This is a genomic window from Streptomyces fumanus (assembly GCF_014655295.1).
GTDB classification, from domain to species: Bacteria; Actinomycetota; Actinomycetes; order Streptomycetales; family Streptomycetaceae; genus Streptomyces; species Streptomyces fumanus.
In genome coordinates, this window is record NZ_BNBI01000007.1 from 155699 (window position 1) to 180234 (window position 24536).

A 24536-nucleotide genomic window follows, 5' to 3' on the forward strand; every position below is an offset into this window, starting at 1 on the left:
AGAGGCATCAGACGCTGATGCGGGCACCGCACAAGTGAGCGATGAATGTGGCTGGTCCGGTACGCTAACCAGCTTCCCGGCGGGCCTGCAAGAGCGGTTCCGGGCCCATAAGTCAGTTGGCCGAAATACGGAGGGACGGCACTCCGGCCCCGGCCGGCCGCCCGTACAATCCCCCGGAACCGGCCCGCGAGGACTCGGAGTTCCAGGGGGAATCGCGATCCTGGCCGCCCCGTACACCGCGTGTGGCAGGCTGAGTCCGCGCGTTCCGGCCGGGCCGGGGACCCGGCCGGGGTCACGAATGCTGACCATCGGGGCCGCATTGCGTGCCGTTCGCCGCGGTCGACAGAAAGGTGACAGTCATGGGCTATTCCGCCGGTGCCCGGGAGGAGTTCCGCGGCACGGCCGAGCCCGCCGACCGCAAGATCGTGCTGCACGCGCGGGGCATCGTGAAGCGTTACAGACGCCGCCGGGTCCTGACCGGTGTGGACCTCGTCGTGCGCGCGGGCGAGGTCGCCGCGATCGTCGGCGGCAACGGCGCGGGCAAGTCCACCCTGCTGAAGATCTGCGCCGGCCTGATCTCCCCCGACAAGGGGCGGGTCACCGTCTCCGGCAGCGTCGGCTACTGCCCGCAGAACGCCGGCGTCATGGGTTTCCTGACCCCGGGGGAGCACTTCACCCTCTTCGGCACCGGCCGGGGCCTGAGCCGCCGGGAGTCCGACCGCCGGGGACGCAGACTCGCCGGCGAACTCGACTGGTCCCCCGCGCGCGGCGTCCTCGCCAAGGACCTGTCGGGCGGCACCCGGCAGAAGCTGAACGTCGTGCTCTCCGCCCTCGGCGACCCCGACCTGCTGCTCCTCGACGAGCCCTACCAGGGGTTCGACCGCGGTTCGTACGTGGACTTCTGGCGCAGCGTCTGGGCCTGGCGCGAGGCCGGCCGGGCCGTCGTCGTGGTCACCCACATGCTCAACCGACTCGACCGGGTGGACCAGGTGCTGGACCTCACCCCCGGCAAGGACAGGGGCATCCGATGACGGCCACCCTGCGGATGGCGGACGCCACCCTCCGCGAACTGCTGCGCCGGCGGGGCGTGCTGGGCCTGCTGCTGCTGGTCCCGCTCGTCTTCTACCTCGGCCGCTACGACCAGACCGGGCAGGCGGTCCGCTTCGCCAGCCTCGGCGTGGGCTTCGCGGTCAGCGCCGCCGCCCTCTTCTCCACGGTCGGCGGCCGGGAGATCGAACCGCTGCTCGCCCTGTCCGGGTTCCGCCCGCTCCAGCTCTTCGCGGGCCGGCTGCTGGCCCTGCTCGCCGCCGGGCTGGGCGTCAGCGCCCTGTACGCCGTGGTCGTGCTGGTCGGGCAGGACCTGGCGCACCCGCGGGCCGTCCTGCTGGAACTGGCCCTGACCACGCTGGTCGCCGTGCCCCTGGGGCTGCTGCTGGGGGCGGTGGTGCCCCGGGACATGGAGGGCGCCCTGCTGCTCATCTCCGTCATCGGCGCCCAGATGGTGATGGACCCGGCCAAGGATTCGGCCAAGGTGCTGCCCTTCTGGTCGACCCGGGAGATCATCACGTACGCCGTCGACGGCGCCGGTGCCGGTTCGCTCGGCTCCGGGGCGGCCCACGCCCTCGGCGTGACGCTGCTGCTGATGGTGGCGAGCGGCTGTGTGACGGCGGGCCGATTGCGGCGCCGGCGCCATCTGCAATTCGCCTGAATTACGCCCCGGACCACGGGAAACGCCCCGCGCGGCAAACACGCCGGGGCGTTCCCGCTTTGCCGCGGCCGACTTCCCTGTGAACGGGCTTCCATAACCGGCGGGGAAAGCATCCCTACCCCGTGGAAACGAACGCGTGTAGTATCGGCAACCGCCCTGCCGCTCCCTGTTCGCCACGCGGCCCGGTGGCCTCGCTGTCCGTCTCTCCAATGGAAGGGGAGCACGTGAACGACGCCCTTGGTTCGTCCACCGGTGAATGCGCCGACGGGCCCACCGAAGGATTCCGGAGCGCTCCTCTTTCCCCGCACCGCAGCGGACACCGGAACGCTCCGGTGGCTCCCGGCGCGGGCCTGACGGAACACCGCGAGGCGACGCCGGCCTAGTGGCCGCCCGCCGCGGCACCGGCGTGCCGTGCCGGACCCCGCGCGGGCCGGCCGGCGGACGATCCCCAGAACCAGGGCACCACCCCGCACCTCCGCCCGAACGCGCGACACCTCACCCGAACGCGTGACGCGGCCGGCGCCCCGTCGCGCGACCCGCCCGGACGACAAGGGGGAAGACGCTGGTGAACGCCTTACCGCGGCTCGACCATCACACCGGACTCCCGGCCGCACCACCGCTGTGGCGCCCCGGGCGGGTCCTCGCCCGGCTGCGCGCCCACCCGGGCCCCGTCCACATCATCGACCCCTTCAAGGTGCCGGTGACGGAAGCGGTGGAGAAGGCGGCGGAGCTCACCAGGCTGGGCTTCGCCGCCGTCATTCTGGCCAGCACCGACTACGAGTCCTTCGAGTCGCACATGGAGCCGTACGTGGCGGCGGTCAAGGCGGTCACACCGCTGCCGGTGGTGCTGCACTTCCCGCCCCGGCCGGGCTCCGGTTTCCCGGTGGTCCGGGGCGCCGACGCCATGCTGCTGCCCGCGCTGCTGGGCTCCGGCGACGACTACTACGTGTGGAAGAGCTTCCTGGAGACCCTGGACGCCTGCCCCGGCCGGATACCCCGCGAGGAGTGGCCCGAACTGATCCTCACCGCCGCCCTCACCTTCGGCGACGACCGGCGCACCGGGGAGCTGCTGGGCACCGTGCCGGTGAACACCGCCGGCACCGAGGAGATCGACCGGCACCTGCACGTCACCCGGACCTTCGGCTTCCACATGGTCTACCTGTACTCCCGCAACGACCATGTGCCGCTGGAGGTCGTCCGCCACTTCCACAAGGGACTCGGCCCCGACCAGGTCCTCTTCGTCAGCGGCAACGTCCGCACCGGCCGGCAGGTCAGCGACTACCTCGACAGCGGGGCCGACCACGTGGGCTTCGCCGGGGCGCTGGAGCACCCGGACTGGCGGGCCACCCTCGCCGAGATCGGCGGCACCCGCCCCGGGAGCGGGCGGTGACGGCGGCCCCGGTCACCGCCCTGCCCGACGCGTACACGCGGTCCATGCTCGCCGCCGAGGCCGCCAACCGCGACCACGTCACCCGGTGCGTGGCCGGCACCGGCGGATCGCCGGAGCTGGTGGCCCACACCGCCGCCCTCCGCCTGTATCTGCGGGTGCCCCACTTCCTCACCGAGTGGACGGCCGACCCGGGGCGGCGGGCCGCGGTCTCCCGCGCGCTGGCCCTCGACATCGTCGCCATGAAGCTCCTCGACGACCTGATGGACGACGACACCGGCCTGGACCGGGTCGAACTCGCCTGCGTCTGCCTCCGCCTGCACCTGCGCGCCCTGCACGAACTGGCCGCGCTCGCCCACGACCCCAAGGCGGTGACGGACATCCTGGAGCGGGACGCCGTCCACCTGTGCGGCGGGCAGATAGGCACCAAGCGCAGCCGGGCGACCAGCCTCCAGGAGTGGCGCGCCCACGCGGACACCTACGGCGCCGCCTTCCTGGGCCGCTACGGGGCCCTCGCCGCCGTCTGCGGCGACCAGGGCCAACCACGCGACGCGGTACGGGAGTTCGCGGAGGCGTTCGCGCTGACCATCACCACGGCCGACGACCTGACCGACTACGACCGCGACGGCGAGCGGGACGGCAACCTCGGGCACCTGATGCGGACCGGAGCGGTGACCGGCCAGGACGTCGTGGACCACCTGGAGGAACTGCGCGGGCGGGCACTGGCCGCCGTCCGCACCCCGCCCGGCGCCCCCGGTCTGGTACCGGTCGTCCACCTCTACACCGACGACGTGCTGACCCGGCTGGTCCCCCGGCACCTGGAGAGCTGACCGGCGGCCGGCCGGTACGCCGCCGGCCGGCCGCCCGGCGTCAGCGGGCCGCGTCGCCCCGCACCATCAGGTCGTCGAAGACGAACAGGTCGACGTCCGTGTGCGCGAAGTCATCGAGCACGTCCCGGGCGGTGTGCGCGATGGGCCGGCCCGGCCCGTTGAGCGAGGTGTTGATCAGCGCGGGCTCCCCGGTCAGCGCCTCGAACGCGCCGAGCAGACCGTACAGTTGCTCCTCGCCGGGGCCCAGGGTCTGGATCCGGCAGGTGCCGTTGACGTGCCGGGCCTCGGGCGCGACCCGCTCCGGCAGCGGGTACTCGAAGAGCATGTACGGCGACGGAAACTGCCCCGGGTACAGCGCGGCGAACCGCTCCTCGCGCAGCACGGCGCCCAGCGGCCGGTACCACTCGCGCTGCTTCAGCTTCTCGCTCATGCGCGCGCGCATCCCCGGCACCGAGGGCGAACCCAGCAGCGACCGGTGCCCCAGGGCGCGCGGCCCCAGCTCCGCCGCCCCCCGCGTCAGCGCCACCACACCACCGGCCGCCAGCACCCCCGCGACCTCGGACCGGTCGTAGTCGACGGCCCGCAGCCCCGCGCGCTCCACCGCGTCCAGGACCTCGGCGCGGCTGTCGCCCTCGCCGTTGCGGTACACGTCGAACGGCTCCGGCCGTACGCCGGCCACCTGCGCCAGCGCGTAGACGCCGGCCCCGGCCAGGTGCCCCGCGTCCCCGCAGGCGGGCGGGACGGCGATGTCCCGCCCGAAGTGCGCCCGCAGCGCCGAGTTGGCCACGATGTTCAGGGCGCAGCCGCCGCCGAGGGCGATCGGGCCCACCCCCGCGTCCGTGCGCGTCACCTGCCGGTCCAGGACCTCCCGGACGGCCTCGGTGAACATCTCCTGGAACGTCGCCACCACGTGCGCGGCCGTCTCGAACCCGGAGTCGAACTCGGGCCGGGCGGCGAGGTCCGCGCGGACCCGCTCGGCCAGTTCCCGGTCGTTCATCACATCGGGGTCGACCGCCAGCAACTGTTCGCGGATGCGGTCGTCGGGCTGCCCGTAGCCGCCCAGGGCCATCACCTTGCCGGCCACGCTGGGGCTCGGCCCGAAACCGAGGAGGTAGCCGATGGCCGTCCACCCGAAGCCGTTGCCGTACCAGGGCAGCGGATCCTTGCCGATCCACTCCAGCGCCCCCTCGGACACCCGGAACAGGGAGCTGCGGGTGACCTGTCCGCGGCCCTCGTTGACGAGGACGACGGTGCCCTCCTGCCAGCCCGCGTAGTGGGCGGCCAGCGCCCCGTGCGAGACCTCGTGGGTGACCACCACGCACTCCACCCGGCGGCCCAGCATCTCGCAGACGGTCCGGTGGTGCGGCGCGCCCGCCGCCGTCCGCTCCAGGGCCCGGTCCAGGTCGGGGATGCGCAGCAGCCCGCTGCGCACCGGGGTGCTCACCGCCACCAGGTCGATGCCGTCGGCGTCCACGCACTCCTGCGCCAGCACGTGCCGCAGGGCCACGTCGCTGCGGTGGTCGTGCTTGACCCGGGTGAGCCGCTCGGTCTCGACGGCGAAGACCAGTTGCCCGTCCTCGAAGTAGGCGACGCCGGTGTCGTGCCCGGCGGAGTGGAGCGAGAGTACCTTCATCAGCTCTCCTGAGGCATGGAGGAGGACGGCCCGGACGCATCGGACGGTGACGGGGAGGACGGGGACGACGAGGAGGACGACGGGGTGAGCCTGCGGATGTCCGAGTACGGGGCCCACTCGATGCCGCGCAGCGGCCGGCCCAGCAGCCCGCGCGCGTACAGCTCGCCGCCGACGCCCGCGAACCACGCGAAGTACAGCCACTTGATGAGCGCCTTCTGCACGCCGTGCCGGACCCCGCGGGAGGAGTCGAAGCCGGTCAGGGGCCACATGCCGCCGAAGAGGACGTGACCGATGTAGTACCGGACCACGGGCAGCGGCCAGTCGGCCACGTCGACGAGGTGGTTGAGCAGCAGCCGGCGGATCCGGCGGCGGGTCTCGCCGGCCGGCCCCGCCACGTAGTAGTGGCACCGGGCGTCCGGAACCAGCCGCAACTGGGCCAGCGGGTCGGGCAGCGCGGGGTCGAGGAGCCGGTAGCACACATAGCCGTCGTCGGAGAGATAGCGTCCCGGCAGCCCGCCGGAGACCACGTCGGTGGCGACCAGCAGGCAGCAGCCGTGCGGATAACCGGTGGCCGGCGCGGCGATCGCCTTGGCCCGGGACAGCAGCCGGGAGGTGGCGTACGTGTGGGTGTGCGCGATCTTGGTCGCGCCGACCGCGCCCCGGCACCCCGCCGCCAGGAAGTCCCGTACCAGCGCGGACAGGCAGCCCTCGGCCAGGACCACGTCGTCGTCGGCCCACCCGACGCCCGCGCAGCCGAGCAGCTCGGCGACCGCGATGGCCCCGTTGAGGGTGCGCGGCTTGCCCGGACCGGGCAGCGACAGTCCGCACACCCGCAGCCCGGGCAGCCTGGCGCGGGCGTCCTCCAGCAGGACCCGCAGCCGCCGCAGCGACTCCGTCTCCTCACCGGCCGACGACCACTGCATGCCGACGAACAGCACCAGCGGCACTCGGGGATGGTCCCGGGCCGCCGTGGCCGCCTGGTCCAGCAGGGCGCCGAACCACTCGCGCTGCCGCGCCAGGCCGGTCCGGGTGACATAGGTCGGCACGACCATCGCGATGCCCGGCCGTCCGGGGGGCGTGCGCAGCGCCGCCGCAGCCTCCTCGGGCCGCCCGGTCCCGTCCTGCGGCCGTCCCGGCAGCAGGTACCGGACCGGCACGTCCCAGGAGGCGGGCGGCCGGAAACCCCGGGCCATCGTGCGGCGCAGATGGTGCGTCAGCGGGCCCTCGCCGGCCGGGCGGCGCCGGCCCGGCCCCAGCGGGCGGTTGAGCGGCACCGGCGGCCCCGGGCGGGCCGGCGGGCGCGGGGCGGCCGGGGCCGCGGGCTCAGAAGTCACGGTCGGTGTTGGACGTGGACCGGTGCAGGCTGCGCAGACCGTCCAGGGTGTTGCGCCACTGGCCGGTCACCGCCATGTGCGTCAGCAGCGGCTTGACCATCGAACGGCGCATGAAGAACGACCGGTACGCCCGCTGCGCGCGCTCCTGCGCGTCCGGCACCAGGTAGCCGATCCGCGCGTCGAACTCGCCGCGCACGAACCGGTCCCAGTAGTCGGGCGGGATGCGGCCGGCCGCCACGGACTCGGTGTGCAGCGGGGTGCCGGGCAGCGGCGTCGCGGTGTAGAAGCTGGCGTAGTCCAGCGGGAGCCGGCAGGCGAGGTCGACGGTCCGGCGGAACTGCTCCCGGGTCTCGTCGAGCCAGCCGACGATGAAGTACCCGAAGCCCTTGATCCCGGCGTCGTGCGCGTCGGTGACCGCCTTCTCGATCTTCTCCAGGTCGCTCTCCTTGCGCATCCGCTGCAGGATCTCGCTGTCGCCGTGCTCGATGCCGAACCGCAGGCGTACGCACCCGGCCCCGGCCATCGCCTTCAGCAGCGGCTCGGGCACCAGGTCGACGCGGGTGGGCGCCTCCCACCGGACCTTCAGGCCCCGCTCCCCGATGAGCGCGCAGATCTCCCGCACCCGGCCGCGGTGCAGGGTGAACACGTCGTCGTAGAACATGATCTCCTTCACCCCCCACCGCTCCTTCAGCTCCGTCATCTCGCCGACGACGTCCTCGGGGCTGCGGTACATGGACTTCTTGTCCACCGCCTGCTTGAAGCAGAAGCTGCACTTGAAGGGGCAGCCGCGGCTGGAGATCATCGTGGCGAACGGCCGCGGGGCCATGATGGAGTAGTAGCGGTCCATCGGCAGGCCGGAGCGCTCGGGCCAGCCGACCTCCTCCAGGTTCACCATGGGCGCGGCCCCGCCGTCGTGCTTGCGGGTCACCAGGCCCCGGATGCCCTCGGGGTCCTCGCCGCGCTCCATCGCCTCCGCCAGCTCCGGCATGATCGTGATGCCTTCGCCGACGCCGATGTAGTCGATGCAGTCGTGGACGAGGTTCTCGTGCGCGTACACCTCCGTGTGCGGCCCGCCCAGGATCACCTTGGCCCCGGTGCTCTTGGCCGCCTCGCACGCCTCGACGGCACCGGGCAGTCCGGGTGTCGTGGTGCTCACCCCGACCAGGTCCGGCCCGAAGTCCGCGAGCAGCCGGCGCAGCCCCTCGCTGTCCAGGCCGAGGGCGGGGGTGTCCACCTGGATGACGTGGTGGAACCCGGCCGTCTTCAGCGCGGTGTGGATGTAGCCCAGCCCGAGGTGGGGCAGGACCCCGGCCCGCTTCTGGACCCGGGCGATCTGACGGGTGTTCAGGCACAGGTCGTGGTGGCGCACCAGGGCGATGCGCAGCCTGCGCTTGCGCCACAGCGGCAGGGCCGAGCGGGCCGGGGCCGCGGCCGTGGCCGAGCAGCCGCCCGAGGCCGTCCCCGCGGCGGGACCTGTGCTGATCACGGGCAGTGTCTTTCGCATGTGGTGCGCTCCTTCTGGGCCCTGCGGCCGTGGTCGGTGCGGTGCGCGGGTGGGGCGGCGGTGCGGGTGCGGCCGCTAGGAGCGGCGGCCGGCCCGCCCGGTGGCGAGGTCCTCCAGTCGCAGCAGATAGAGCGCCAGGGGCTGGAGCCGGCTGACGCGCTGCGGCGCCCCGGGCCCCCGCCCCGCGGCCAGCAGGCGGTGCAGGAAGCGGTCGGGGCCGCGCCACCACTGCGGTTCCACGGCCACCGCGTGCGCGAGGAACGACAGCAGGTACGCCAGCCGGTGCGCGGCCAGCGCGGGCCCGTGCCGCTGCGGCACCGCCGAGGCGAAGCCGAGGCCGGCGTGTTCGGGGAAGGCCCGGTGCAGCGCCCGGTCGTGGAAGGTGCCGTCGATCAGGAACCGGCGGGGCACCGAGGCGAGGTGGTCGAAGAGGGCGTGGTCGAGGTAGGGGGTGTGCGTCACGAGCCGTCCGTCGCCCAGCGCGAACGGGGCCGCCGAGATCGAGCGGCGGGTCCGGTTCCAGAAGAAGAAGGAGCTGAGGGGGCAGGCGCTGTCCGCGTGCCGGGCCAGCTCGGTGACCAGGCGGCGCCGGGCGGCCCGTCTGCTCCACAGCACGGCGGTGCGCGGACCCAGCAGGTGTTCCACGTACGGCCCGGTCCGGCCCGCGTCCAGCAACCGGTCGGCGAGGTCCGGCAGATGGGCGGGGTCGTAGGGGTGGGCGCGGATGAAGGCGACGCTGGGGTTCTGGGCCAGTTCCCCGCCGCCCAGGCCGTCGTAGGCAAGGCGGCTGTGGCGGCGCAGGTACGCCAGCAGCGGCTGGGTCCAGGCGCCGTCCAGGGTCGTCATGCCCTGCGCGGTCAGCGCGGTCAGCTCGGCGCGGAACTGCGCCCGTGGACGCGGCACCACCGTGTGCGGCAGACCCAGCCGGCCGGCGAGGACGGCCGCGACCCGGGCGTCGGCCCCCGGGTCGGGCGGGAACTTCGCACCGCTCACGCACCGCCGCGGTGGTGTCCCCAGACGGCACAGTTCGAGCAGGATGTGCCGCGAGTCCCGGCCGCCGCTGAGCGGCAGCTCGTACGGTTCGCCGGGCGCCCGGCGGGCCACCGCGGCGCGGAACAGGTCGATGAAGCCGTCCACCGCCTGCGTCTCGGTCAGTGCGGCGGGCCCGGGGCGCGGCGGCTCCCCGTGCCGCAGGCGCGTCCGGCCCGTCTCCCAGGTCAGCGTGGCCGCCGGGGGCAGCGCGCGGATGCCGGCGAAGGCGGTGTCCTCGGCGAGGAAGAAGCCCAGCCGCAGGAAGACGGCCAGCGCGTCGTGGTCCAGCTCGGCGGGCCCGTCGGCGGGCAGCAGCGCCAGCGGGTCGGGGGAGAGGGCGAGCGAGGCCCCGCCGGACCGGTAGAACAGCGGGAAGATGCCGTACCGGTCGTTGCGGGCCAGCAGGCGCTCGCCGTCCCAGCGCCAGCCGGCGAAGACGCCCTCGGCCGGCGGGCCGGGGGCCAGGTGGTCGCCGGTGAGGGGGTGCCCCAGGCGCACCTCCTTGTCGCCCTCGGCGCGCACCCCGCCGGCCCCCGCGACCAGCAGGAGGCGGGGGGCGGGGGCGGTGTCGCGGCGGGGGGTCACCGGGCGTCCAGCAGCGGCCGGACGGCGGCCCCGATCCGTTCCGTCACCGCGTCCTGGTCCAGCACGGAGTCGGCGAAGGCGAGGGCGGCCTTCTTGTGCCCCTCGATCACCGCCGGGCGGGACAGCCAGTCGTCCGCCGTGGCGAAGAGTTCCCCGGGGGTGGCGCAGGCGCGGCCCAGCCCCTCCTCGTCGATCAGGCCGGGCACCCACCGCTCCATCGGCAGCCCGGATTCCAGCATCAGCACCGGGATGCCGAAGTAGGCCGCCTCCAGGGTGGTGTTGGGGCCGGCCTTGGAGACGAGGAGCCCGTACCGGGAGCGGGAGGCGCGGCGGATGTAGTCGAAGTACTCGCGCTGGCTGAGCACGCTGTGGAACCGCCAGTGCGGCCGGCCCAGGGCGGCGGTGCGGCGGGCCAGCTCGGGGTCGCCGTAGCCGACGAAGACCAGGTCGATGTCCGGGTGCCGGTCGGCGAGTCGCCGCACCAGCTCCGGGTACGTCTCCCCGCCCCGGTTGGAGAAGATGATCACCCGGGGGCGGTCCGGGCCCTCGTCGTCGCCCCAGGGGCCGGAGTCGGCGCCGGCCGAGTCGCCGGTCATGAAGTCCCGCAGGTCGTGCTGGGCGACGAGCGGCCCCACCACCCGCACCCGGTCCGGATCGGCGCCGGCCGTCTCGACCAGGTGCTCCTTCGCCCGGGGGAAGCCGACCAGCGTCAGGTCGGGATAGCGGCTGCGGTGCAGCGGCAACTGCAGCAGCCCGGGGTTGGTGACGTGGCTGACCACCCGGGTGGAGGTCCCGGCGAGCCGGACGGCGGCCACGCACAGCCGCGCCACGAAGCCCTTGGTGCCGACCACCACGTCCGGGGCGGCCTCGCCCAGATGCCGGGTGAGGGGCTCCAGGTCGGCCCGCTGGGCGGGGGTGGGATCGGCCTCGAAACCCTCCGGGAAGCGTGCCTGGAGGCGGTCCATGAGGGCCATGTACCGCTGGTTGCGGACGTCCGCGTCGGGGCTCTCCAGGGAGATGGTCCGGATCTCCGCCCCGGCCTCGCCGATCCACGGCAGGATCGGCTCCGCCTCCAGCAGGGTCACCTCCGCGTCGAGCACGCTCCGCAGGGCGCGGGAGAAACGCGTCGCGGCCAGGTAGTTGCCGAACTCGCCCCAGGTGCGGGGGGAGAGCACGTGGACGAGCGGTCGGTCGGGAGCAGCCATGGTTCTCCTAGGAGCGGGCCGGATACGCGGGGGACTCGCAGGAGCGGGGCCGGGCCGTCAGGTTCCCGGCCCAGAGCTGGTGGACCAGGAGGGCCCACAGCTTGCGGGAGGTGTCCCGCCGGCCGCCGAGGTGGTCGTCGACCAGCAGGCGCACCGCCCCGGTGTCGAACACACCGCCGCGGCGCAGCGCCGGCGCGGAGAGGGTGTCCAGCAGCAGCGGCCGCAGCTCGCCGCGGAGCAGCGCGGCCATCGGCGCGCGGAAGCCCAGCTTGGTCCTGCGGACGACGGCCGGCGGGAGCCAGTCGGCGGCGATCCGCCGCAGCAGGAACTTGCCGGTGAACCGGCGCAGTTTCAGCCCGGTGGGCAGTGAGTTGCCGTACTCGACCAGGTCCAGGTCGAGGAAGGGCGAGCGCAGTTCGAGGGCGCTGCGCATCCCGCCCCGGTCGGTCTTGGTGAGGATCACGTCCCGCAGGAAGTGCGCCGTCACGGCGAGCTGGCTCGACTGCACCGGGGAGAGGCCGGGCTGGTCCCGCAGGAGGCGCGCGACCTCGGCGAACGGGTCGTGCCCGGCCAGCTCGGCCCCGGCCTCCGGGGTGAGCAGACGGGGCAGCTCGCCCGGGGCGAAGGGCGCCGTCGACAGGTAGAAGCGGTGTTCCGGCGCGGCGCGCAGTCCCTTGGCCAGCAGTCCGAGGGCCGCCGCCACGGGCAGGTTGCCGGACCGGGCCGGCAGATGGCGCGCGAGCTGCCGGACCAGGGCCTCCAGCCTGGGGGCCGGCAGCACGCGCAGCGCCAGCTCGATCGCCCGCTCGGCCTGGAAGTAGCGGTACCCCAGGAGCAGTTCGTCGGCGCCGTCACCGGTCAGGGCGCCCCGCACATGGGCGCGGGCGGCCCGGCAGACCAGGCGCATCGGCAGCAGCGAGGGATCGGCCAGCGGCTCGTCGGCGTGCGCCAGTTCGGACTCCACCACGCCCGCCAGCTCCGGGCCGCCGATCCGGACGACGTGGTGCTCGGTGCCGAGGTGGCGGGCCACCGCCAGGGCGTGGCCGCTCTCGTCGAAGTCCGGGTCGGCGAACCCGGCGCTGAAGGTGGGCACCGGCTGGCCCGGCTGGAGCTGCTGGGCCACCGCGGCCACCGCGCTGGAGTCCAGCCCGCCGCTGAGCAGCACGCCCAGGCGGCGGTCGGTGCTGGTGACCCGGCGGGCCACGGCGGCCCGGAACAGCTCCTCGAACCGCCGCTCGGCCTCCCGCAGTCCGGGGCCCCGGCGCGTCCCGGTGCCGGAGGTCAGGCGGGGCCGCCAGAACTCGGTCTCCCGCAGCCGCCCGCGCTCATGGGCGACCCAGCTTCCCGGGCGTACCTTGCGCACCCCCCGCACGGCCGAGGCGGGAGCGCAGAACGCCTGGAACACCAGGTAGTCGGCGAGCGCCCCGAGGTCGGGGTCGCGGGGCGCGGCGGGGTGCCGCAGCAGGGCGGTGAGTTCGGAGGCGAAGGCGATGCCGTCCGGTACCCGGGTGTAGTAGAGGGGCTTCTTGCCCATCGGGTCGCGGGCCAGCACGGTGGTGCCGGTGCGGGCGTCGTGCAGGGCGAAGGCGAACATGCCCCGCAGCCGGTCGAACATCCCCGTGCCCCGCAGCTCGTACAGCTCCACCAGCACCTCGGTGTCGCTGCCGGTGCGCAGCGCGACCCCGGCGGCCCGCAGTTCGGCGCGCAGGTCGGCGTGGTTGTAGATCTCGCCGTTGAACACCAGGGCGGTCGCGCCGGACGCGGAGACGAACGGCTGCGTGCCGTGGTCGGGGTCGGTGAAGGTGAGGGCGCAGTGCGCGAGGGTGACGCCCCGGTGGTGCAGCCGGCCCGAGCCGTCGGGGCCGCGGTGCGCCACGGCGGCGAGCATGTGCTCGGCCGTGGCCCGCGTCTCCTCCCGGCCGGCGCCGGCGTCACTGAACCCGACGAAGCCGCACATGCCGGCTACCGTCGCGGCGCGGACGCCGTGGACCCGCCGACCGCGACGGCGTCCTGGGCCTCGCGGGCCAGGGACCGCCGGGTCGCCTCGATCTGGGTGGCGAGTCCCTCGCGCAGCCCGGTCCGGGCGGTGAAGCCCAGCACCCGGGCCGCCCGCCGGACATCGGCGGTGGTGGAGCGGACGTCGCCGATGCGGGGCGCGCCGTAGGAGGTGCAGGGGCGCGATCCGGTCAGCTCGGCGGTCATCGACACCACTTCGTTGACCGAGACGGCGCTGCCGGTGCCGATGTTCAGCACCGTGCTGCCCCGGTCCCGGACCGCCGCGGCCAGCACCAGCGCGCGCACCACGTCGGACACGTGGGTGAAGTCCCGGAGCTGGGTGCCGTCGCCGTAGATCTCCACGGGCTCGTGGCGCAGCGTCGACCGGATCAGGCGGGAGATGAACATGTCCGCACGCTGCCCGGGGCCGTAGACGGTGAAGAACCGCAGGGCGCCGACGGACAGTTCGGCGTCGCCCCGGGCGGCGAAGGCCAGGGCCAGCCGCTCCGCGGCGAGCTTGGTGACCCCGTAGGGGGAGAGCGGGCGCGGCAGGTCGTCCTCGCTCATCGGGCCGTCCGCGCCGCCGTACACGCTGGACGAGGAGGCGACCACCACGCGGGCCACCCCGGCCTGGACGCAGGCGTCCAGCAGCCGCTGGGTGGCCAGTACGTTGCACTGGAGGTACTCGGGGAATTGGGTCCACGACGGGCGGACCCCGGGTAATGCGGCCAGGTGGAACACCGTCGAGGTGTTTTCCAGACAATCCGCCAGCGGCAGTGAGTTGAGATCACCGCGTATCGTCCGGAGGGAACCGGAAAGGCCCGGTGACCGCCGCTCCGGATGATCCGGAAAGGGCCTGCGGTCCAACGCCACGACGTTTCTTCCGGAACTCCGTAATTCCGTCACGAGATGAGATCCGATGAAACCGGCCGCACCGGTGACCAGGACGTCGCCGTCCATCGGGTCCGTTCCGCGTATGTCGCTCGACACGAATCCCCCTTGTTTCGCTCAGATGAGACTGATCAAGGCGGTGCTGGGCGGTGCAGTCGGTGCACGTACGCGTGGCTGCCTCCGGATCGACCGGACCGACCGCGCAACCGCTCGTCACGCCCGTGTCCGTGCGACGGGGGAGAGTGCGGCTGACCAGGATTTCGGCGTCGGGAAACGTATGTCCGGACCGAGAGACCTGGGGAGTGTAACAGCACGCGTCAATCACGAGCAATAGGAGGATACAAGGTCCCCCGGGAAGGGGCGGAAATCGGCATTACCGTGTCATTCACAGGGGGCCGTAGCGGACTTTATGCTGGCCGTTCGCCGCCGGGCGAATGGGGGAGGGACACCGTGGCAGGCAGTCCGTTGCGGCAGCTTTCCGTGCTCGTCCGCTACCTGCGCGGCGAGCGGACCGCCATGACGCTGCTGGCCGTACTGGTCCCCGCCGGGATCACCCTCCAGCTCGTGGCGCCCTACCTGCTGCGCGCCTTCGTCGACGGCACGCTCTCGGGCGGCTCCGGCGGCGCGCTGACGGGCCTCGCCGCCTGGTCCCTGGCCGCCGCCCTGGGCGTCCTGGTGGTCACCACGGCCACCGAGGCGCTGTCCTCGCAACTGGCCTGGCGCAGCACCGACCGGCTCCGCGCGGACCTGGTCGCGCACTGCCTGAGCCGGCCGCCGGAGTTCTACCGCGGGCATCCCCCCGGTGAGCTGGTCGAGCGGATGGACGGCGATGTCACCCGGCTCGCCGCGGTGATGTCGGCGCTGCTGCTGGAACTGCTGGCGCAGGCGCTGCTGATCGCCGGCATCCTCGCCGCCCTGTTCCGGCTGGAGTGGCGGCTGGCCCTGGTCTTCGCCCCGTTCGCGGCCGGCACCCTGGTGCTGCTGCGGGCCCTGGTGGGCCACGCCATGCCCTACGTCACCGCGCGGCAGCGGGCGGCGGCCGACCTCCAGGGCTTCCTGGAGGAGCGCCTCGCGGCCGCCGAGGACCTGCGCGTCAACGGGGCCGCGCGGTACACGCTGCGCGAACTCGGCCGGCGCCAGGACGACCTGTACCGCAGGGCCCGCCAGGCCGCCCGCGCCTCGGCCCGCTGGCCCGCCACCGTGCAGAGCCTGTCCGCCGCCGGTGTCGTCCTCGCCCTGGCGGTCAGCGCCTGGCTGCACGCCCGCGGCCAGCTCTCCACCGGCACGGCCTTCGCCGCCCTGTCCTACGCCATGCTGCTGCGCCGCCCCCTGCTGGCGGTCACCACCCGCTTCCGCGACCTGGAGGACGCCGCCGCCGGCGTCCACCGGCTGAAGGACCTGCTGGACCACCCGGCGGCGCCCCGCACCGGCGACCGGACCCTGCCGCCCGGGCGGCCCGGCGTCCGCTTCGACCGGGTCTCCTTCTGCTACGACCCCGGCGAACCGGTGCTGCGGGACGTCTCCTTCACCCTGCGCCCCGGTGAACGCCTCGGCGTGGTGGGCCGCACCGGATGCGGCAAGTCCACCGTGGTGAGGCTGCTGTTCGGGCTGCACCGGCCGGGGAGCGGCACGGTGTCGGCCGGCGGGGTGGACGTGGCCGAACTCGACCCGCGGGCGCTGCGCGGCCGGGTCGCGCTGGTCACGCAGGAGGTGCACGTCTTCCACGCCGCGCTCCGCGACAACCTCACCTTCTTCGACTCCGCCGTCCCCGACGACCGGCTGCGCGCCGCGCTGGGCGAGGCGGGCCTCGGCCCCTGGCTGCGCTCCCTGCCCGACGGCCTGGACACCCTGCTCGGGGCGGGCGCCCGCGGCATGTCCGCGGGCGAGGAGCAGCAGCTCGCGCTGGCCCGGGTGTTCCTGCGCGACCCGGGACTGGTCCTGCTGGACGAGCCGACCGCCCGGCTGGACCCGTACAGCGAGCGGCTGCTGGTGCCCGCGCTGGAGCGGCTCCTGGCCGGCCGGACCGCCGTCGTGGTCGAGCACCGCCCGCACCTGCTGCGCACCGCCGACCGGATCCTGGTGCTGGAGGACGGCAAGGTCGTCGAGGAGGGCGAGCGGACCGTGCTCGCCGCCGACCCCGCGTCGCACTTCCGCGAGCTGCTGCGCACCGCGGGGGCCGCCCGGTGAGGGACGGGGAGCGGCGGTCGGTGCCGGGGCGGCTCGGGGCCGTGCTGCGCGGCTCCGCCCGCGCCTACTGGACCCTCACCGGGCTCTGGGTCCTGCTGCGGCTGGGCACCCTCGCGGTGGGGCTGCTGTTCCAGCGGCTGTTCGACGCCCTCGGCGCGGACGGCGGCGCCTGGCTGGTGATCGCGCTGGTGGCCGGGATCGAGGCGGGGCGGCTGGTCGTCCAGTTCGGCGTCATCGTCAACAGGCTGGAGCCGCGGGTCCAGTACGGCACCACCGCCCGGTTGCGGCAGGCCCTGCTCGGCTCGGCGCTGCGCGGTCCGGAGGTGACCGCCCGCACCACGCCCGGCGAGTCGCTGCGCACGGTGGGCGAGGACGTCGACGAGACCGGGTTCTTCGTCGCCTGGGCGCCGACCAACCTGGCCCACTGGCTGTTCGTCGGCGCGTCGGTCACGGTGATGGCACGCGTCGACGCCGTGGTCACCGGCGCCCTGCTCGCCCTCCTGGTCCTGCTGACGCTGGTCACCGCGCTGACCCACAGCCGGTTCCTGCGCTACCGCCGCGCCACCCGGGCCGCGTCCGGCGAGGTGGCGGGGGCCCTGCGGGAGATGGTGGGCGCCGTCGGCGCGGTGCAGGCCGCCGCCGCCGAGGGACGGGTCGCCGCGCACGTCGGCCGGCTGAACGGCGTCCGGGCCCGGGCCGCCGTACGGGAGGAGCTGTACGCCGTGGTGCAGCGCACGGTGATCGGCAACGCGGCCCCGATCGGCGTCGCGCTGGTCCTCCTGCTGGTCGCGGGCCGGGCGGACGAGGGGGCCTTCGGCGTCGGCGACCTCGCGCTGTTCGCCTTCTACCTGCAGGTGCTCACCGAGGCCCTCGGGTCGATCGGCATGCTGTCGGTACGGCTGCAACGGGTCTCCGTGGCGCTGGGACGGATCACCGGCTTCCTCGGCGGCCGGCTGCGGTGGTCCCTGGAGCGGTCGGGCCGGCCCCCCGCGCCCGAGGCGGACGGCAGCCCCCGGCCCGCCCCGCCCCCGGCACCCGCACGGGTACCGCCCCTGCGGGAGCTGACCGTCCGTGGCCTGACGGCCCGTCACCCCGGCTCCCCGCACGGCATAGCCGACGTGGACCTGGTGGTGGAGCGGCACACCGTCACCGTGGTCACCGGCCGGGTCGGCGCCGGCAAGAGCACCCTGGTGCGGGCCGTGCTCGGACTGCTGCCGCGCGACGGAGGCACCCTGCTGTGGAACGGCGAACCCGTCGCCGACCCCGCGTCCTTCCTGGTGGCGCCCCGCTGCGGGTACACGCCGCAGGTGCCGAGGCTGTTCAGCGGGACGGTCCGGGAGAACGTCCTGCTGGGCCGCGACGACGCGGCCTTCGAGGAGGCGGTCCGCCTCGCCGTGATGGAGCCCGACCTGGCGGCGATGCGGGACGGTGCGGACACCGTGGTGGGCCCGCGCGGCCTGCGCCTGTCGGGCGGGCAGATCCAGCGCGCCGCGCTCGCCCGGATGCTGGCGGGCGCACCCGAACTGCTGGTGCTGGACGACGTGTCGAGCGCCCTGGACCCAGGGACCGAGCGCCTGCTGTGGGAGAGGCTGCTGAGCGGGACGCGGACCGTGCTCGCGGTCTCCCACCGGCCGGCGGTGCTGCGCGCGGCCGACCGCGTGGTGGTGCTCGTGGACGGACGGGTGGAGGCGTCGGGCACCTTCGACGAGGTCAGGGCGGCCTCCGCCGAGCTGGACCGGATCCTGACCGGAACGGCGCGGGCGGACGGGACCGGGACTCCCGGGCCCACCGCACCCGGCCCGCCCGGGCGCTGAGCTCCCCGGGGCCTCAGCCCCGCCGGGCCGCCCCCAGCTCGGACCAGATGCCGTCCAGGGCGTCCACGAACCGGCGGATCTCCCCGGGCTCGTGCACCGCCGAGGGCGCGACCCGCAGGATCTCCTCACCCACCGGGACACTGGGCGCGTCGATGGCCTGGACGTACGCGCCGTGCCGGGCCAGCAGCAGGGCCGACATCCGCCGGCACAACCGGTCCTCGCCGACCAGCACGGGCACGATGTGGGACTCGTCCGACAGCACCGGGATGCCGCGCTCCCGCAGCAGACCGTGCATCAGCCGGGCGTTGCGCGCCAGGCGCTCCCGCTCCGTGTCCGAGCGCCGCAGATGCCGTACCGCGGCGAGCGCGCCCGCCGCGACCGCGGGCGGCAGCGCCGTGGTGAAGATGAACGAACGGGCGTGCGTCCGTACCGCGTCCATGAGCACCGCCGGTCCCGCGACATAACCGCCGGTCATGCCGAAGGCTTTGGCGAGGGTCCCCATCACCACCGTGAACTCCGAGTCGAGCCCGGCACGGGCCGCGATGCCCGCGCCCTGCGGCCCGTACATGCCGACCGCGTGCACCTCGTCGAGGAACGTGACGGCTCCGTACCGCTTGGCCAGGCCGGCGACCTCCGCCAGGGGCGCGATGTCGCCGCGCATCGAGTGCACGGACTCCAGGACGACGAGTTTCGGCCGGTCCGGATCGACCGCGGCCAGCAACTCCTCCAGGTGTTGCCCGTCATTGTGCCGGAATATGTGCTTGCGGGCACCGCTGTGCCGTAATCCGTCGATGATGGACGCGTGGTTCGCCGAATCCGAGAACGCCTGGCAGTCGTCGATGACACCGGCGAGCACCGACAGTGATCCCTCATTGGCCGAATATCCCGAGGCGAAGAGAACGGCGTCCTCCTTGCCGTGCAGATCGGCCAACTCGCGTTCCAGATCCACATGGCAGTGGTTCGTGCCGCCGATGTTCCGGGAACCGCCTGATCCGCCGCCGTATTCGTCCACCGCGCGCTTCATCGCGTCCAGGACATCCGGATGCTGGCCCATACCCAGGTAGTCGTTGCTGCACCAGAGGGAAATCTCGCCATCCGAGGTGCTCGCCATGGGGAACCGGCCCGCCCTGCGGCCCAGTTCGAGGAATTCCCGCTTACGATCACCGGTTTCCTGGGCGAGGCGCGCGAAGAAGTCCATGTAGACGGACGAGTCCATGTTCCGCTCCTTTTCGCTTCCCAACGGGTCGGGCTCATCCTAGGATCCACCGCGGACCTTGCACAGAAGTCGTCAACTGCTGCCGTACGGCCGGTAATCACCGATCACCGGAAAAGGAAGCGGAGTGGTGATGAGCACTTACGGGAATGCGACGCTTTCGGCGGCCACGATCCTTTCGGACTCCGCGGAACGCCGGCCCGATCACCTCGCACTGGTCAGCGGCGCCGAGCGGATCACCTACGGGGCGCTCTGGCACTCGGCGCTGCGGTACGCGGCGGTGCTGCGCGAGCGGGGGGCGGGCCCCGGCGACCGGATCGGGCTGCTGGTGCACAACTCGCCGCACTTCCCGGTGGCCTACTTCGCGGTCCTCGCGCTGGGCGCGACCGCGGTACCCGTGAACGTGCTGCTGAAGAGCGACGACATCGCCTACATCCTGCGGCACGCCAAGGCCCGGCTGCTGGTCTGCTCGGCCGGGTCGCTGGGGGAGGCGGAACCCGCGGCCGAGGCGGCGGGCGCCCGCGTCCTCACCGTCGGCGCGGGCGCCGGACCCGGCCCGCACCCCGCGCTCGACGAACTCGCCGCCGGGGCCGCGCCGATCGCCGGGCCGGTGCCGCGCTCCCCGGACGACATCGCGGTGGTCCTCTACACCTCCGGCACCACCGGCCGCCCCAAGGGCGCCGCGCTCACCCACCTCAACCTGGTGATGAACGTGACCACGACGATGCTCTCCCCCTTCGCGATGCGCCCGGCCGACGTGCTGCTCGGCTGTCTGCCGCTGTCCCACACCTTCGGCCAGATCTGCGGCATGGGCACGACGTTCCGGGCCGGGGCCAGGCTGGTCCTGATGGGCAGGTTCACCGCCGAGGAGGCGCTGGACCTGATGGAGGCCGAGGGGTGCACGGTCCTGATGGGCGTGCCCACCATGTACCTCGCCCTCGTCGAGGCGGCCGCCCGCCGCCCCGGCCGACCGGGGCTGGAGCGCGCCTACTCCGGGGGCTCGGCCCTGCCGGTGGAGACCCTCGCCGCGTTCGAGGCCGCCTTCGGCTGCCCGGTCCACGAGGGGTACGGCCTCACCGAGACCTCCCCCTGCGTCGCCTACAACCAGCCCGGCCTGCCGAGGAGACCCGGCACGGTCGGCAAGCCGGTCTGGGGCGTCGAGGTCGCCGTCACCCGCCCCGGGGCCGAGGACGCCCTGGAGCCGCTGCCCGCCGGGGAGGTCGGCGAGATCGTCGTCCGCGGGCACAATCTGATGGCCGGATACGTGGACGACCCCGGTGCCACCGCCGCCGCGTTCGTCGACGGCTGGTTCCGCACCGGGGACCTGGGGACGCTGGACGACGAGGGGTATCTGACCGTCGTCGACCGCAAGAAGGACGTGATCCTGCGGGGCGGGTACAACGTCTACCCCCGGGAGGTGGAGGACGCGCTGCTGAGGCACCCGGCGGTCGCCCGGGTCGCGGTGGTCGGGCTCCCGGACCCGGCCCTCGGCCAGGAGGTGTGCGCCGTGATCGTGCCGAGGGACGGACTGCGGCCGGACGAGAAGCTGGCGGAGACCCTGCTGGCCTGGGGCGAACGCCACATCGCGGCCTACCGGCGCCCCCGGCGGGTGGTCTTCCTCGACCGGCTGCCCCTGGGGCCGAGCGGCAAGGTGCTCAAACGGGAGCTGGCCGCGCTGCTCGGCCCGGCCGGTGACGCGGGGCGGCCGGTCGCCTGAGCCGGCCCGCCGGTCAGCGGGGGCCGTCGCCGCCGGGGCCGTCGCCGCCGGGGCCGTGGGGTTCGGCGGAGAGCAGGTCCTGGGCGTGCCCGTCCAGGGCGTGCTGCATCCGCGCGGACCGGGGCAGCATCGTCTTCTCGTACGCCCGCAGCGCGTCGGCGACGGTGTGGTGACCGGCCAGGGCGAGGGCGAGCTCGGCGGCGTCGAGCAGGGCGAGGTTGACGCCGACGCCGAGCGGGGGCATGAGGTGGGCGGCGTCGCCGAGCAGGGTGACGGTGGGGTCGGGCTCCCAGGTGTGGGGGACGGGCAGGGCGTACAGGGGGCGGTCCACGTACGGGCCGTCGTTGTCGGTAAGCAGCCTGCGCAGGCCGGGCGACCAGGCGCGGTAGCGGTCCAGCAGGAGGGCGCGGATGCCGTCGGTGTCCTCGGCGGTGAGCCCGGCCCGGGCGATCCAGTCGGCGGGGACGCGCTGCATCACGTAGACCCGCAGGTGGCCGCCGCTGTTGCGCTGGGCGAACAGGCCCCGTTCCCCGTCCGCCGCCAGGGTGCTGCCCAGGCCGACGAGTTCGGCGATGTCGGCGTGGCGGTCGTCGGTGCCGTGGAACCACGCCTCCAGGAAGCTGATGCCGGTGTAGCGGGGGACGGCGTCGGAGACGGCGCGGCGGACCGTGGACCAGGCGCCGTCGGCGCCGATGACGAGGTCGGCCTCGACGGTGGTGCCGTCGGCGAAGCGCAGCCGGCGGGGGCCCTCGGCGGGGCCTTCGACGGAGCGCAGGGCGCAGCCCCAGCGCACCGTGCCCGGCCGGAGCGAGTCCAGGAGCAGTTCGCGCAGGTGGCCGCGGTCGATCTCGGGCTTGAACCGCTCGCCCTCGGCGGGGACGTGGTGGAAGCCGATCGCGCCGGTGGCGTGGTCCAGTTGGCGCATCTCCTGTCCCTCGGGCCGGGAGCGGCGGTGGAACTCCTCCAGGAGTCCGGCTTCCCGCAGGGCGATCTGGCCGTCGTCCTCGTGCAGGTCGAGCGAGCCGCCCTGGTCGCGGGCGCCAGGACCGGGGTCCCGGTCGTACACGGTGACGCCGATGCCGTGCCGCTGGAGGATGCGCGCGCAGGTCAGACCGCCGGGGCCGGCTCCGACGACGGCGATACGGGCGGCGGCGGGAGTGGGCATGGTGAGGCTCCGATCGTGGGTGAGGAGGCGGCGGCCGGACCTGTGCCCGACCGCCGCACCAGCAGAGCACAACGAGTCCATAAGTGCAACAGCTCAACTTTTTGCACGAGGCAATCCATGGGATAGAGTCGCTGCCATGCCCGACAGCAGTGAGCGCAGCGGTACCGCCCCGGCCCCCGTGGGGCGCCGGGAGCGCAAGAAGGCCGCCACCCGCCAGGCCATCGCCGACGCCGCGCTGCGCCTGTTCCTGGAGCGCGGCTACGACGACGTCGGCATCCGGGAGATCGCGGACGCCGCCGACGTGTCCACCACCACGCTGTTCAAGCACTTCCCGGGCAAGGAGGCCCTGGTCTTCGACCGGGAGGCCGACCTGGAGGCCGGTCTGCTCGCCGCCGTCCGCGAGCGGCCCCGGGGCCGGTCGATCCCGGACGCCCTGCGCGAGCACGCCCTGCGCCACCGCCGGGCGGGTGCCGGCGGGGACCCGGAGTTCGCGGCCTTCCTGGAGCTGGTCGACAGCACCCCGGCGCTGCGCGACTACCACCAGGCCATGTGGCTGCGCCACACCGCCGCCCTGGCCCGGGTCATCGCCGAGGAGAGCGGCCGCCCCGCGGGCGACGCCGCCTGCGCCGCCCTCGCCCACCTCGCCCTGGCCGCCCCGCACGCCGCCCGCGGACGCGAGGACGCCGAAGAGGTCGTCGACCGGGCCTTCGACCTGCTCGACGCGGGCTGGCGCGACCACGCCTGACGCGCCGGCGGGTGCGGCCTGCCGACCGGCCTGACTCGCCGGCCGGTGCGACCCGCCGGCCGCTGTGACTTACCCGCCCGCCCGGCCCGCCGCCGTCAGGAGGACGGCCAGCCCAGCAGGGCCAGGTCGGCCACCCGCCGCAGCTCCTCCGGTGGGACGCCGCCGACGGCCTGGACGGCGATGCCGTTCGCCACCGTCATGAGGTACCGGGCGAGGACGTCCGGGTCGGCACCGGCGGGCAGGTCCCCTTCGGCACGGGCGCGCCGGAGCCGGTCGCGGAGCAGGGCGACGCCCTCGTCGCGCCAGGCCGTCAGGGCGTCCCGGGCGGCGCGCCCCGGCTCACCGGCGGCGAGGCAGCCCTGGACGCCCAGGCACCCGGCGGGGTGGTCGGGGTGCGTGGTGGCCCCGACCGAGCCGGTCAGGAACGCGGTGGCCACCTGCCGGGCGGTCGGCTCCCGCACCGCCCGCGCCGCGTAGGAGGCGGGACCCGCCGTGTAGCGCTCCAGGGCCCTGCGGAACAGCTCCTCCTTGTTGCCGAAGGCCGCGTACATGCTGGTGCGGGTGATCCCCATGGCCTTGGTCAGGTCGGTGAGGCTGGCGCCCTCGTAGCCCTGCTCCCAGAAGACCCGCATCGCGCGTTCCAGGGCCGCGTCGGCGTCGAACCCCCTCGGGCGGCCGACCGGTGCCTTCCGTCGCGTCTCCATGCCATCGATCCTAACCCTTCTGTACCGATCGGTTCGAAGGGATGCTACGGTCACTTTCAGTACCGATCGGTACCGAAATTGATGGAGGTCAGAATCATGGGACAGTTCGAGGGCAAGACCGCCGTGGTCACCGGCGGCAGCACCGGCATCGGTCTGGCCACCGCCGTACGACTGGCGGCCGAGGGTGCGCACGTGTTCATCACCGGGCGGCGCGCGACCGCGCTGGACGAGGCCGTGAAGACCATCGGCGCGACGAAGGCGACCGCGGTGGCCGGGGACGTCTCCGACCCGGCCGACCTGGACCGCCTGTACGACGCGGTCCGCGCCCGGGGCCGCGGCCTGGACGTGCTCTTCGCCAACGCGGGCACCGGCTCCTTCGCGACCCTGGAGCAGACCACCGAACAGCACATCGACGAGATCTTCGGCGTCAATGTGCGCGGCACCCTGTTCACCGTGCAGAAGGCGCTGCCCCTGCTCAACGACGGCGCGTCGGTGATCCTGAACTCCTCGGTCCGCGCCGACGACGGGGTCGCCGCCTTCGGCGCGTACGCCGCCTCCAAGGCGGCCGTCCGGTCCTTCGCCCGGACCTGGGCCAACGAGCTCAAGGACCGCGGCATCCGCGTCAACGCGGTCTCCCCGGGCCCCATCGACACCCCCGGAGCCGACGCGATCACCGGGGACGCGCCGGTCGACAAGGAGCAGTTCGCCGCCGGTGTGCCGCTCGGCCGGGTGGGCCGCCCGGAGGAGGTCGCCCAGGCGGTGGTCTTCCTCGCCTCCGAGCAGGCCAGCTTCGTCCTCGGGGCCAACCTGTACGTCGACGGCGGCGAGAACCAGATCTGACCCGGCACCCCGCGGACCCGCACCGCCCCGGCCCGTCGCGGCGTGCC

Annotated in this window: 19 protein-coding genes; 9 read left to right on the forward strand and 10 right to left on the reverse strand. The window is 74.2% G+C overall.

What is annotated here, in order from left to right; translation table 11 throughout:
- The first annotated feature begins 359 nt into the window (after positions 1–359).
- The 4 genes from IE316_RS17160 to IE316_RS17175 all read left to right on the forward strand — a co-directional run bounded on the left by IE316_RS17160 (position 360) and on the right by IE316_RS17175 (position 3925).
- On the forward strand, positions 360–1031 hold the full coding sequence (locus IE316_RS17160) for an ATP-binding cassette domain-containing protein (protein ID WP_190205232.1): 672 nt from the start codon (positions 360–362) through the stop codon (positions 1029–1031).
- Positions 1028–1708 (forward strand): hypothetical protein, encoded by a 681-nt coding sequence (locus IE316_RS17165; protein ID WP_190205233.1) that lies wholly within the window; start codon positions 1028–1030, stop codon positions 1706–1708. Before IE316_RS17160 ends, IE316_RS17165 begins: the two co-directional genes overlap by 4 nt.
- Positions 1709–2273: 565 nt before the next feature.
- Entirely contained in the window at positions 2274–3098 is an 825-nt protein-coding gene (locus tag IE316_RS17170; RefSeq protein WP_190205234.1) for a geranylgeranylglyceryl/heptaprenylglyceryl phosphate synthase, read from the forward strand.
- The gene (locus IE316_RS17175) at positions 3095–3925 is read left to right on the forward strand and encodes a Moenomycin biosynthesis protein MoeN5 (protein WP_229910424.1); all 831 of its coding nucleotides are present in this window, start codon (positions 3095–3097) and stop codon (positions 3923–3925) included. The genes IE316_RS17170 and IE316_RS17175 overlap by 4 nt, the downstream gene beginning before the upstream one ends.
- A 40-nt stretch (positions 3926–3965) precedes the next feature.
- Here IE316_RS17175 and IE316_RS17180 read toward each other — a convergent pair whose 3' ends face one another.
- From IE316_RS17180 to IE316_RS17210, 7 genes are all read right to left on the reverse strand, one after another.
- On the reverse strand, positions 3966–5558 hold the full coding sequence (locus tag IE316_RS17180; RefSeq protein ID WP_190205235.1) for a carbamoyltransferase C-terminal domain-containing protein: 1593 nt from the start codon (positions 5556–5558) through the stop codon (positions 3966–3968).
- Positions 5558–6892, reverse strand: a complete 1335-nt coding sequence (locus IE316_RS17185) for a hypothetical protein (protein ID WP_229910425.1) — start codon at positions 6890–6892, stop codon at positions 5558–5560. Before IE316_RS17185 ends, IE316_RS17180 begins: the two co-directional genes overlap by 1 nt.
- The gene (locus IE316_RS17190) at positions 6882–8396 is read right to left on the reverse strand and encodes a B12-binding domain-containing radical SAM protein (RefSeq protein WP_190205236.1); all 1515 of its coding nucleotides are present in this window, start codon (positions 8394–8396) and stop codon (positions 6882–6884) included. Before IE316_RS17190 ends, IE316_RS17185 begins: the two co-directional genes overlap by 11 nt.
- A 75-nt stretch (positions 8397–8471) precedes the next feature.
- On the reverse strand, positions 8472–10013 hold the full coding sequence (locus IE316_RS17195; RefSeq protein WP_190205237.1) for an asparagine synthetase B family protein: 1542 nt from the start codon (positions 10011–10013) through the stop codon (positions 8472–8474).
- Positions 10010–11218 carry a glycosyltransferase family protein gene (locus IE316_RS17200; RefSeq protein ID WP_190205238.1) on the reverse strand — a complete coding sequence of 403 codons (1209 nt, stop codon included), beginning with the start codon at positions 11216–11218 and terminating at the stop codon, positions 10010–10012. The genes IE316_RS17195 and IE316_RS17200 overlap by 4 nt, the downstream gene beginning before the upstream one ends.
- 7 nt (positions 11219–11225) lie before the next feature.
- Positions 11226–13175 (reverse strand): asparagine synthase (glutamine-hydrolyzing), encoded by a 1950-nt coding sequence (gene asnB / locus IE316_RS17205; RefSeq protein WP_190205239.1) that lies wholly within the window; start codon positions 13173–13175, stop codon positions 11226–11228.
- A gap of 5 nt (positions 13176–13180) precedes the next feature.
- On the reverse strand, positions 13181–14173 hold the full coding sequence (locus tag IE316_RS17210) for an NAD-dependent epimerase/dehydratase family protein (protein ID WP_229910451.1): 993 nt from the start codon (positions 14171–14173) through the stop codon (positions 13181–13183).
- Positions 14174–14554: 381 nt separating this feature from the next.
- Here IE316_RS17210 and IE316_RS17215 point away from each other — a divergent pair, with 381 nt between their 5' ends.
- Both IE316_RS17215 and IE316_RS17220 read left to right on the forward strand, forming a co-directional pair.
- Positions 14555–16291: an ABC transporter ATP-binding protein gene (locus IE316_RS17215; protein WP_190205240.1), complete on the forward strand. Its 1737-nt coding sequence runs from the start codon at positions 14555–14557 to the stop codon at positions 16289–16291.
- Entirely contained in the window at positions 16288–18105 is a 1818-nt protein-coding gene (locus IE316_RS17220) for an ATP-binding cassette domain-containing protein (RefSeq protein WP_229910426.1), read from the forward strand. Before IE316_RS17215 ends, IE316_RS17220 begins: the two co-directional genes overlap by 4 nt.
- 13 nt (positions 18106–18118) lie before the next feature.
- Here IE316_RS17220 and hemA read toward each other — a convergent pair whose 3' ends face one another.
- Positions 18119–19321, reverse strand: coding sequence for a 5-aminolevulinate synthase (hemA, locus tag IE316_RS17225; RefSeq protein WP_190205241.1), 1203 nt, complete (start codon positions 19319–19321; stop codon positions 18119–18121).
- A gap of 130 nt (positions 19322–19451) precedes the next feature.
- On the opposite strand from hemA, the gene IE316_RS17230 reads away from it, so the two are divergent.
- Entirely contained in the window at positions 19452–21035 is a 1584-nt protein-coding gene (locus IE316_RS17230; protein WP_190205242.1) for a long-chain-fatty-acid--CoA ligase, read from the forward strand.
- A gap of 13 nt (positions 21036–21048) precedes the next feature.
- Here IE316_RS17230 and IE316_RS17235 read toward each other — a convergent pair whose 3' ends face one another.
- A complete protein-coding gene (locus IE316_RS17235; RefSeq protein ID WP_190205243.1) occupies positions 21049–22200 on the reverse strand; it encodes an FAD-dependent oxidoreductase in 1152 nt (383 codons plus the stop codon).
- Positions 22201–22336: 136 nt separating this feature from the next.
- Between IE316_RS17235 and IE316_RS17240 the strand changes: the two genes are divergently transcribed.
- Positions 22337–22945, forward strand: a complete 609-nt coding sequence (locus IE316_RS17240) for a TetR/AcrR family transcriptional regulator (RefSeq protein ID WP_190205244.1) — start codon at positions 22337–22339, stop codon at positions 22943–22945.
- 95 nt (positions 22946–23040) lie between these two features.
- On the opposite strand, the gene IE316_RS17245 is transcribed toward IE316_RS17240, so the two are convergent.
- Complete coding sequence (locus IE316_RS17245) at positions 23041–23649, reverse strand: TetR/AcrR family transcriptional regulator (RefSeq protein WP_190205245.1); 609 nt, start codon at positions 23647–23649, stop codon at positions 23041–23043.
- A gap of 96 nt (positions 23650–23745) precedes the next feature.
- Between IE316_RS17245 and IE316_RS17250 the strand changes: the two genes are divergently transcribed.
- Positions 23746–24489 carry an SDR family NAD(P)-dependent oxidoreductase gene (locus IE316_RS17250; RefSeq protein WP_190205246.1) on the forward strand — a complete coding sequence of 248 codons (744 nt, stop codon included), beginning with the start codon at positions 23746–23748 and terminating at the stop codon, positions 24487–24489.
- Positions 24490–24536: the final 47 nt, after the last annotated feature.

Coding starts and splice junctions, on each gene's coding strand:
- IE316_RS17160 (WP_190205232.1), top strand. CDS start 360: ATGGGCTATTCCGCCGGTGCCCGGGAGGAGTTCCGCGGCACGGCCGAG.
- IE316_RS17165 (WP_190205233.1), top strand. CDS start 1,028: ATGACGGCCACCCTGCGGATGGCGGACGCCACCCTCCGCGAACTGCTG.
- IE316_RS17180 (WP_190205235.1), bottom strand. CDS start 5,558: ATGAAGGTACTCTCGCTCCACTCCGCCGGGCACGACACCGGCGTCGCC.
- IE316_RS17190 (WP_190205236.1), bottom strand. CDS start 8,396: ATGCGAAAGACACTGCCCGTGATCAGCACAGGTCCCGCCGCGGGGACG.
- IE316_RS17200 (WP_190205238.1), bottom strand. CDS start 11,218: ATGGCTGCTCCCGACCGACCGCTCGTCCACGTGCTCTCCCCCCGCACC.
- asnB (WP_190205239.1), bottom strand. CDS start 13,175: ATGTGCGGCTTCGTCGGGTTCAGTGACGCCGGCGCCGGCCGGGAGGAG.
- IE316_RS17210 (WP_229910451.1), bottom strand. CDS start 14,173: ATGGACGGCGACGTCCTGGTCACCGGTGCGGCCGGTTTCATCGGATCT.
- hemA (WP_190205241.1), bottom strand. CDS start 19,321: ATGGACTCGTCCGTCTACATGGACTTCTTCGCGCGCCTCGCCCAGGAA.
- IE316_RS17230 (WP_190205242.1), top strand. CDS start 19,452: ATGAGCACTTACGGGAATGCGACGCTTTCGGCGGCCACGATCCTTTCG.
- IE316_RS17235 (WP_190205243.1), bottom strand. CDS start 22,200: ATGCCCACTCCCGCCGCCGCCCGTATCGCCGTCGTCGGAGCCGGCCCC.
- IE316_RS17240 (WP_190205244.1), top strand. CDS start 22,337: ATGCCCGACAGCAGTGAGCGCAGCGGTACCGCCCCGGCCCCCGTGGGG.
- IE316_RS17245 (WP_190205245.1), bottom strand. CDS start 23,649: ATGGAGACGCGACGGAAGGCACCGGTCGGCCGCCCGAGGGGGTTCGAC.
- IE316_RS17250 (WP_190205246.1), top strand. CDS start 23,746: ATGGGACAGTTCGAGGGCAAGACCGCCGTGGTCACCGGCGGCAGCACC.